General features: G+C 59.2%; 6 protein-coding genes. 3 read left to right on the forward strand and 3 right to left on the reverse strand.

From position 1 onward, the window contains the following. Positions 1 to 2: 2 nt before the first annotated feature. On the reverse strand, positions 3 to 485 hold the full coding sequence (locus tag IRZ31_RS18415; protein ID WP_297156343.1) for a DinB family protein: 483 nt from the start codon (positions 483 to 485) through the stop codon (positions 3 to 5). Between the two features lie 217 nt (positions 486 to 702). Continuing rightward, positions 703 to 1653: a hypothetical protein gene (locus IRZ31_RS18420; protein WP_297156345.1), complete on the reverse strand. Its 951-nt coding sequence runs from the start codon at positions 1651 to 1653 to the stop codon at positions 703 to 705. A gap of 379 nt (positions 1654 to 2032) precedes the next feature. Between IRZ31_RS18420 and IRZ31_RS18425 the strand changes: the two genes are divergently transcribed. The 3 genes from IRZ31_RS18425 to IRZ31_RS18435 all read left to right on the forward strand — a co-directional run bounded on the left by IRZ31_RS18425 (position 2033) and on the right by IRZ31_RS18435 (position 6009). Continuing rightward, the gene (locus IRZ31_RS18425) at positions 2033 to 3562 is read left to right on the forward strand and encodes an efflux RND transporter periplasmic adaptor subunit (protein WP_297156347.1); all 1530 of its coding nucleotides are present in this window, start codon (positions 2033 to 2035) and stop codon (positions 3560 to 3562) included. 300 nt (positions 3563 to 3862) lie between these two features. Continuing rightward, the gene (locus tag IRZ31_RS18430) at positions 3863 to 4636 is read left to right on the forward strand and encodes an ABC transporter ATP-binding protein (RefSeq protein ID WP_363325698.1); all 774 of its coding nucleotides are present in this window, start codon (positions 3863 to 3865) and stop codon (positions 4634 to 4636) included. Then, the gene (locus IRZ31_RS18435) at positions 4633 to 6009 is read left to right on the forward strand and encodes an ABC transporter permease (RefSeq protein WP_297156351.1); all 1377 of its coding nucleotides are present in this window, start codon (positions 4633 to 4635) and stop codon (positions 6007 to 6009) included. Before IRZ31_RS18430 ends, IRZ31_RS18435 begins: the two co-directional genes overlap by 4 nt. A gap of 193 nt (positions 6010 to 6202) precedes the next feature. On the opposite strand, the gene IRZ31_RS18440 is transcribed toward IRZ31_RS18435, so the two are convergent. Then, entirely contained in the window at positions 6203 to 7693 is a 1491-nt protein-coding gene (locus IRZ31_RS18440) for a hypothetical protein (protein ID WP_297156352.1), read from the reverse strand. Positions 7694 to 8067 lie beyond the last annotated feature (374 nt).

Consider the following 8067-nt stretch of genomic DNA (forward strand, 5'->3'; position numbering starts at 1 on the left):
GGCTAGGCGCGCGGAGGCAAACCCAGCAGCTGACGGGTAAGCTGGATATGGCCTAAATGCAGGGCTGAATGCTCTACGGCATGCAGAAGGGCGTCGCGCGCAATCAGAGGGCGATCGGCTGGAGCATAGCGATAGGTAGTTGGCCCACTCACAGGCTCCTGAAGGCGAGCATCCGGGAGTGTATCCAGGACCTCATGCATCGCCTGCAGCCAGCGTTCATAGCGCTCCTTTAAGGCTGTGAAGTCACCGCGAGCCTGAAACTCGGCAGCGCGGTCGCGAGCGATCTGGCGCTGCCCAACGAGAACGAGCACCCAGTACTCGGCGGCCCCAACCAGGTGAGTTGCCAGCGCAAAGAGAGTGTTGGTCTCGGGCAATTCAAGATGCCGATTCAGGTCAGCCTCTGGCACATCTTCCAGCTGGAAAAGGACATCGCGCGAGAGGCGCTCCAGGATATGCGCAAAGCAAGCTCCTTCGCTCACACTCATCGGATTTCCTCCATCGGCAGGAATGAGTCTGGCAGAGAGAGGAGAGCAGAGGTTATCCAGTCCCAGCTCGCCTTGTCTTGTCTCTGCCTTGTGGTCCTTTGTTATCGTATCACCTGCTGACCAGAGAATAGGGAAGGAGGAAAGGGTTAAGTAGCTGATCAAAGGGGCTACAAGCGAACTGGGGCGAGGGCCGCAAGCAAGAGGAAACACCGTACCTTTATTTCTGGCGGCAGATCAGGCCGAGGTCTTGCTCCGCGGCGAGGCGTACTGCTGTCAACAAATTGGTGCCATAGGCTGGGAGCACTTCATCGATCAGGCGCATTTCCTGGCCTGAAGCCAGTTCCTGGCGGAAGCGATCGTAGTCCTTAGCGGCGACCTCGCTCTCTGGAGCTGTGACTGTATGCAGGCAGTGCGCAAGCCTTTTGACCTCAGTGGGGGTCAGATAGCCAATGTAGTGACCGAGTGAGACACGAGTGAGCGCCCCCAGCAGACCGGGCGTTAAGCCATCTTCGAAGGGCAGAGCGCGCCGTCCGCAGGCCAGGTACTCAAAAAGCGCCAGTGCTGCAGGTGAAATAGCCGCCAACCAGCCACGCAGGCGCAGAATGTTGGGATGCTCTCCAAGAAACAGGCCCTCTGACGGCTCCTCCTCCCCCAGGTCAGGGCTGGTTACCTCAAAGTAGGCTTCGCTCAGCGGGAGCGGGCTACCGTTGACCTCCTCTGGCTGGTTCATCAGGCCCACTGCGGCCCGCGTGGGTGTTGTCCGCTGCTCGGTCTCTACTGTGACCCTGGTCAGGATCTCGCCGCGCGCACAGTAGCGCTCAACGATGGCACTCCAGACTGCTGCCAGCGCCTCTGAGCAGCGGTGGAGATGCGGGACATGGCGGTAGAGATAGCGATCGCTGAGCGCCGTGAACTCATCGGCGGAGCAGAGCAGGCGATATTCGTAGAGACTGTGGGGGCCGCGAGGCAGGGCTGCGACAAAGGCCACTGCCCGAGGCCAGGTGCGCGCCGACTGCATCGCTGCGGGTAGAAAAGCCTCCTCGTATGCCAGGTTCGTTGCAGCATAAAGCGCCTCGACCTCCTCGACATCGTTGGCTGTGAGCCAGCGTGCAAAGGCCGGCATCACCAGCTCTCGGTAGCTCCTCCAATCAAAGCCATAGGTCAACATCGCTTTTGCTCTTTTTGCCCTCTTCTGCTCTCTCGCCAGGGCCTAGCTACTAACGTAGATCCCCAGGCGCAGTGGCCAGAAACCCAGATCGACACTATCTGGCAGAGCAGACGCTGGCAGGGCTAGTACCGGACCATCCGCTCTGTAACCTTACTCTACCTTTATCGTACTCGCATACGGGGATTTCCCCAAACTGTTAGCTCTATGGTACTCTGGGAAGAAACGGCTGGCTATCACTCTTGGCGTCATCGCCTCCGGCTCTCTTTCCAGGGGCGAGGGATGCAGTTGCTCCTGTATCTTAGAAAAGAGGATTGTTTTGTGCACGGATGGAGTCAACCTAGTATGCATTCTGTTTTATAGTTGAGGAGCTGATAGCCTTATGGCTGATCAAGAACATACTGAGAGTAGAGAGCAGATCATTCCTGATTTCTATGATCAGGAGACGCAAATCTTTGAAGAATTGAGCGCTCCTGAGCCGGCGCGTCCCTGGTGGCGGCAGCGGCGCTGGCAGGTGATCATCAGTCTTATTTTACTGCTCGTGCTGATTGGAGGGAGTATCTTGACAGTAGTGGCTCTCAGACGTGGGCGAGTGACCTATCAATACCAGCGTGTCACGCGCGGAACCTTTACCCAGGTAGTCAGCGCTACTGGTACTTTGCAGGGAACCGTCTATAATGTCACCGCCCCCGCGAATGGCAAGATCAGCGCTCTCTATGTCAGCATTGGCCAGCAGGTGCGCGCTGGCCAGGTGCTTGCAAAGCTTGATTCGACCTCGCTGCAGGATGCCGTCAATCAAGCGCAAGCTCAGGTAAACGCTGCCCAGACGGCCCTCACCGATGCCCAGAACAACCTCAATAAGGTTGAGGCTCAGGCCAACGCTAGCCTGGCCACAGCCTACGACCAGGAGCAAAATGCCCTTTATAACTGTGACCATCCAGCGCTGAATCAGTCGGTGCCTCCCAATTGCAAGCAGCTGGCCGAGGATCAATATGCCCAGGCCCAGAGCCAGGCAGAAGCCCAGATCGCCTCTGCCCAAGCCCAGGTTGACAACGCCCAAGGCCAGCTGAAGACCGCCCAGGCTCAGCTCACGACGGCTCAACACAATCTGGATCTGACCACGATTACAGCTCCGCACGCTGGTGTTGTCGCCACCATCAACGGTAGCGTTGGTGGCTATCCTGGTAGCCCCAGTAGTGGCATCGCCAGCGGCGCCGGTGGTAGCGGGCAGAGCAGTGGAGCAAATACGGGTTCAGGCAGCACGGCGGCAAGCCCAGCCACTACGGCCTTTATTCAGCTTGTCGATCTCTCCAGCCTCCAGATTACGGCCAATGTCAATGAGGCCGATATCGGAGCCGTGAGCACAGGTCAGCCCGTCCAATTTACGGTCAGCGCCTATGGCAATCGTCAGTTCAGCGGCACCATTCGTGCCATCTCGCCGCTTGGCCAGAGTGTTTCCAATGTCGTTACCTACCCGGTCACTATCGATGTAGACCTCAGCAGCGCGCGCAACGCCCATCTACTTCCAGGGATGACTGCCAACCTGACCATCACAACTCTCGAACACGAGGATGTTTTGCTCATCCCAGTGGATGCCGTGAATTTCGCGCGCAGCGCCGCCAACCTAACCCAGCGGAATGGGACGCCGGTCATTGATCCGGCCCAGATCAAAGCGGCCTCTGCCCAGGCGCGCCAGCTCCTGCAGGAGCTGCACAATCTCCCCCCGGGCGATCAGCCGACACCTGGCTACGTGCTGGAACGCGTTGGAGAGCGTTGGGTAGTCAAACCGGTTGTCCTCGGGTTGACCGATGGCAATACCTACGAGGTGCTGGCTGGCCTGGAAGTCGGTGAAAGCGTCGTCACTGGAGCCCAGGGTGGCCCATTTACCTCCCTCAACCAGCTGGGCAGCTAGGCGACAATTGTGGTCTAATAGAGGCTGGGGAGCTTTCACTAGAGGTGGATCGCTCAGGACGCTGTGCCGCCAGCTCTGTATCAGGGCAGAGCGGAGGAGCATGGGCATAAAAGAGAGCATACTCTTCCTAATTGTGACTACTACCTGCATCAAGAGTTAATATGAAAAAGCAGCTCTCTATCTGCCGAAGAGAGGGAGCTGGTCCCCAACTCTAGAGAGAAGAGCAATATGAGCGACCGAGAAGTACAACTGGTACAGGGCAACGAACAATCTGTTTCAGTAACCCAGCGCCGCCCGCCGATTGTGCTTGTGCGCAACCTGACCAAGGTCTATCATCTGGGGGAAACCAGCGTCCCGGCTCTGCGTGGGGTCTCGCTGACGGTCAGAGCCGGTGAGTTTGTAGCTATCATGGGGCCCTCCGGCTCAGGAAAGACGACCTTTATGAACCTGCTGGGCTGTTTGGATCGGCCCACGAGTGGCGACTACTGGCTTGTCGGGCGCAAGGTCAGCCAGATGACCCCGGACGAGCTGGCCGACGTTCGCAATCGGCGCATCGGCTTCGTCTTTCAGGGCTTTCATCTGCTGGCCCGTTCTACTGCCCTCCAGAATGTCGCTCTTCCTTTGATGTACGCCGGACTATCGCGCGCTGAGCAAGAGCGACGTGCGCGTCGTGCCTTGGAACTGGTTGGCCTCGGCAGTCGTCTTCACCATCGCCCCTCACAGCTGTCTGGAGGTCAGCAGCAGCGCGTCGCCATCGCGCGCGCCCTGGTCAATAATCCGGCCCTGCTGCTCGCTGACGAACCAACTGGCAATCTTGATAGTCGGACCAGCATTGAGATCATGGCTATTCTGCAAGCCTTAAATGCCCGCGGTCTGACGATCGTCCTCGTGACCCATGAGGCCGACATTGCTGCCTATGCCCGCCGGCGCATTCTCTTCCGGGATGGACAGATTGTCAGCGATGAGCCGGTCACAGCGACGCGCTCAGCCCAGGAGGAGTTGCTCCAGTTCTATCAGGCCAGTCCGGCCAGCAGCGATGGCTATCGAGCGCTTCCTGCGGAGAAAGAGCCATGAGTGGTTCAGTTGAGCGTGAACGCCAGACGACTATGAGCACGGAGTTGCTGGCCCAGCAGGCGCGTGGGCAGAGCAGTACCCAGACGCCTCGATCTCAGACTCCGCCTGCGGAGCGTAGCAAGCAGCTACAGAGGCGCCGAGAAGTGCATCGTGGCAGCCTGCTTGTGGCCAACTTCGCCAGTGCCTTTGAATCCCTCTGGGCTAACCGTCTGCGGTCGCTGCTAACTACCCTCGGGGTCGTCATCGGCGTAGCTGCTGTCATCGCCGCCGTGACTCTGACCCAAGGGGCCAGCGTTCTGATCCAGGCTCGCTTGAGCGTTTTGGGAACCAATACCCTGCTGATCGTCCCCGGAGCAGCCACCAGCAGCGGAGCCTTCAGCTCGCTCGGCTCACAGCAGAGCCTGACCCAAGGCGATGCCGACGCTTTAGCTGCCATACCGCACGTGGTCCAGGTCTCGCCGGTGCTCTCACTCGGTGCCCAGGTGATCTATGGCAGCCAGAACTGGAATACGCGTATCCAGGGGGTCTATCCAGGCTATCAGCAGATCCAGGGCTGGGAGATCGCCAGTGGGCGCTGGCTGAACGCTCATGACGAGCTGGCGGGCTTGCCGGTGGCAGTGCTTGGCCAGGTGGTTGCCAACAGTCTCTTTGGCCCGTCCGGCACCAATCCCGTTGGCCAGACAATCCGCATCGGCTCCCAGATGTTTCGTGTCGTGGGCGTCTTACAGCCGAAAGGCTCTTTTGGTGCCTTCACTCAGGATGACGTTGTGTTTGTGCCCTTCACTGCTGCCGTAATACGCCTCAAGAACACCGGCTATGTCGATCAGATTCAAGTCCTGGTCGATAGAGCTGAACATGTCGATGCTGTACAGCGTGCAGTCGATGCCACCCTCTTGAAGCGTCACCGCATCAACGCAGGCAGTCCCGCTGACTTTCAAATTCGCAATGCCAACCAGTTACTGCAGACGGCGCAGCAGGCAACCCAGACCTTAACCCTGCTTCTGGTGGGGATTGCAGGCATCTCCTTGACGGTGGGGGGGATAGGCATCATGAACATCATGCTGGTCTCGGTCACGGAGCGAACGCGTGAGATTGGCATTCGGATGGCGGTTGGTGCGCGGCGAAGAGATATTCGCAATCAATTCCTCATCGAGGCGCTGACGCTTAGCTCTCTGGGTGGTATTCTCGGGATTATCCTCGGTTTGCTGGTCGGCTGGCTCATGACTACCAACTTCGGAGTGCCTTTTGTGCCCCAGCCGTTGTCGATTCTCCTGGCTTTTGGAGTTTCGGCCCTTGTGGGGGTCACCTTTGGCTTCTACCCGGCGGTGCGTGCGGCGCGGCTCGATCCGATTATTGCTCTGCGTACCGAGTGAGCAGCGGCGATAATGGAGGAAGGGCAGGAGAACCAGGGCTAGTCTCGATCCCGACGCGAGAGCTAGCCGCTGCTCTCCTGCCCTTCTCCCTTGTCAAGTGGTGTATCTTCTTCTGGCTAATGCCACCTGCGCTCAAGTGGGCGCACACTGCTGAAGTCAGATGAGCTATTCCTACAGCTGGCTCCTGTTGCTACTATTGCTCTCGCCCCTGTTCCCCACTGTCGGGAATGGGGCCATCAGCAGCCAGGCTGGCCAGCCACGGCGGAAGGGCTGAAGCCCCTGGCTCTGTCTGACGCTCACCAGTTGCAGACCCGGGGATGTATGGGCCTGGTTGCCCGGGCTGTGGCGAGAGCTGAGGTGGCATATCGTGGATGCCGCTGCCGGTAGCGGGCGAAAGCGGCATCCCTTCAGTGGGAACCAGACTGGTGGTTGGGAAGAGGAAATTCCCATTGAAGGGGCTGGTCCCATGAGGCGGAAAGGCGAGGTTCGAGGCCACTGGTAACTCGCCTGTTGTGGGCATCAGGCTGGTGGTTGGGAAGAGAAAGTTGCGCTTGAGACGGCTGGAAGAGGGGCCGCCCGGTGTAGAACGAGGAGTAGCCGGGCGCCGCGCGGTATCTTCCAGAGCGCCAGACGGCAGAACACTCTGCTTGTGCTGGGTCGAGGAGGAGCTGCCTGGGGTCACGGTCAGCCCAGTTGGCACAAGTGGTAGGTCATGGGCGATTGTCGCCGGCGGAGGCGACGTCCTGGTCGAGCCTGGGGGGGGAGTCGTGGCAGATGAAGATGCCGGTGCTGGCATGGGAGTAGCTGGCTGCATTTGTGTTGGAGCGGCAGCAAAGGACTCGCTGGATGGCGTTCCATTGCCCAGGCGAAGCGGTGACTGTTGGGTGGAAGCGGCGGCAGGCTGCCAGCTGCTGCCAAGGGTAACACTGGTTGGACTGCCCTCCAGGGGCAGGGGCAGAGGATTACCGGCCAAATCGCGGTCACCTGCCAGGCTCTCCGGGCTGCGGGTGCGGCGCCAGGGGCGCGCTCCAGAGGACAGGCGCGGGCGTGGTAACGGCTCTGGCGCAATGTAGTGACGCAGGAGCAGCACGCCTACCAGGATCAGAGCCAGGAGCATCAAGACGACGCCCGTGACCACGGGGAGAAAGCCCAGATTATTGTGCTGGGCGATGCGCGTGGCCGCCGCTGTGTTGTCGTTACTTTGTTGACCATTGTTGACATTGCCGCTCGTCATGGCTGGCGCCGCCGTGGGGGTCATGGTCGCCTGGCTTGTGGCGGTTGCTTTGGCGGTCGCCGTGGGGGTTACAGTAGCTGCAGCTGTGGCAGTAACTGTGGCAGCGGGCACAGCGGTTGGCGACGCGCTGCGCGTTGGGGCCGGGGCTGGCGTGCTGGTTTTCGTCGGTTGAGCCGTTGGGGCGGATGTGGGAGAAGGAGGCGGAGTCGTCGGCTGCACCGTGGGCGTAGACGTAGGCGGTGTCGTGGGCACCTCCGTGGGCGAAGCAATAACCGTCGGCGAGTCGTCAAGCGGCTGCAGGAGCGGGATCTGCGGGCCTGACGCCGCATACATCGGCACCAGATTGGCCAGCACACCGATCACGGAAACCGCTAGTAAGCAAGCACAGATAGTGAATGTGAGCGTTCGTAATAAAAATTTCCCCAGGTCGGGGTCGGTTTGTCTAAACATCGATCCCTACCTCTCTGCACCGGCGGTCATTGCCGGTCAGCGGTTGGTGTGCACGATGTGCCGCGTGCTCGATATGGAACGCGACCGGCAGGCACCAGGCGATGGCGTCCTGTGTTTTGGCTGCGTGCTTTTTCTTTGTCTCTGCCATCACCCTAGAGGGGAGTATAAAATATGCTTCTCAGTCGGTCAAGCAATCTGAAGAGGATATCCAAATGTACTAGTCGAAATGTGAATGTTTGGGACCCTTTGACCTTGAGCGAGCCTGCGCCAATCAGATGGAGAACGTTCTCCAGAGCTTCTCTCTGTCAGTACGTTGATCGTTCTATTTCTCTGGCGATTCGTACTTTACATTATTCTGTCTAAATATAGAAGTA

Origin of the sequence: Thermogemmatispora sp. (assembly GCF_019683635.1) — a bacterium.
Classification (GTDB): domain Bacteria; phylum Chloroflexota; class Ktedonobacteria; order Ktedonobacterales; family Ktedonobacteraceae; genus Thermogemmatispora.